The following is a 1,273-nucleotide window of genomic DNA, read 5'->3' on the forward strand; positions in this document are numbered from 1 at the left end:
ATTTATTTTAGTTAAAAGTAATAGGCTTTCCTAAATAGTAGTCGATTACCTTGGTTCTGAATATCAGGTTGTATCTCGCCTGGATAAAATCAAATTCTGCTTTGTTCATATTGGTCTGTGATGTGCTCAACTCAATCGAGTTGGCAAGACCAACATCATAACGCTGTTTCAATACATCAAAAGCTTCTTTGGTAGCCTGAAAGGCCTGCTGGGTTGAGTTATAGTTCTTCTCAGCTGCTCGCAGGTCCAATACTGCCTGGTTGATGATCTTGCTCAAATTGTTCTCCGACTGACGTTCACTCAGCAAAGCATTCTCATAAGAGATCCTGGCTTTGCTCACCGCAATCTTAGTCCTGAAGTTATTGAAGATCGGGATGCTCAATGAAAAGCCGATGTACTGGTTCAGGTTATCACTCAATTGCTGGTTAAAATCACTCGTCTGCTGGGCTGAAGAATAGCCTGTACCGGCACTTCCCCGTAAGCTCAATTCCGGATAATAACCGGCCTTGGCAATGGCGATATTCGTTTTAGCTGCCTGTGAGTTATAGGCTGCCTGCTTGATCTCAGGATATGTTTCCTTGATCTGTTCAAACAGCTCGGCAGCTGAATAGACCGTTATATTCACAGAAGGATCTTGTAATGCAGGAGTTTCTAAAACAATGGGGTTTGATGGATCCATTTCCATCAATTGCTTTAAGTTCAAGATCGACAGGTCATAAGCATTCTCAGCTGAGGTAACATTCAACTCATCAGCCGCAACCAGGCTTTTAGCCTGTGAAAGATCTGCGAGGGTTTTGTTGCCTACATCGTAATTGATCTGTTCTACTTCCAATTGCGATTGAGAAAGGGCCAGTTGCTGCTTTCCGGCAGCCAGCAGATCCTGGTTGGTCAAGGCTTCCAGGTAGGTGGTTACCACCGAAAGGACCAGATCGCTCTTGATCTTTTCAATGTTGCTTTGATCGGCCAGTAACAGGTATTTATTAGCAGACACCTGGTTGATCCGTGAAAAACCCTGAAATACCGCCGCTGAAGCATTCAGGCTTCCATTCAGTGAATTGGTAGACTGGTTGATCAGGCTTCCTGTCAATTGATCGAAACTCTTTCCCCAACGCAGGTTTCCGTCTATACCGGCATTCAGCGTAGGAAAGAAATTCATTTTGGCTTGTTTTACATCCTCTTCACTTAAAGCAGCCTGCAACAAGGCTTGTTTTACCTGCAGGTTGTTGTTCAACGCCTGGTTCAATGCTTCCTGAACAGTCAGAACCTGTTGTGC

1 protein-coding gene is annotated in these 1,273 nt (G+C 44.4%); it reads right to left on the reverse strand.

The genetic code is table 11. The features are described from left to right. Positions 1 to 7: 7 nt before the first annotated feature. Positions 8 to 1,273 (reverse strand): TolC family protein (locus tag C8N28_RS13755; protein WP_132225895.1); only part of this gene is annotated, 1,266 nt, incomplete at its 5' end.

This window comes from Albibacterium bauzanense, from assembly GCF_004339765.1.
In the GTDB taxonomy this organism is placed as follows: domain Bacteria; phylum Bacteroidota; class Bacteroidia; order Sphingobacteriales; family Sphingobacteriaceae; genus Albibacterium; species Albibacterium bauzanense.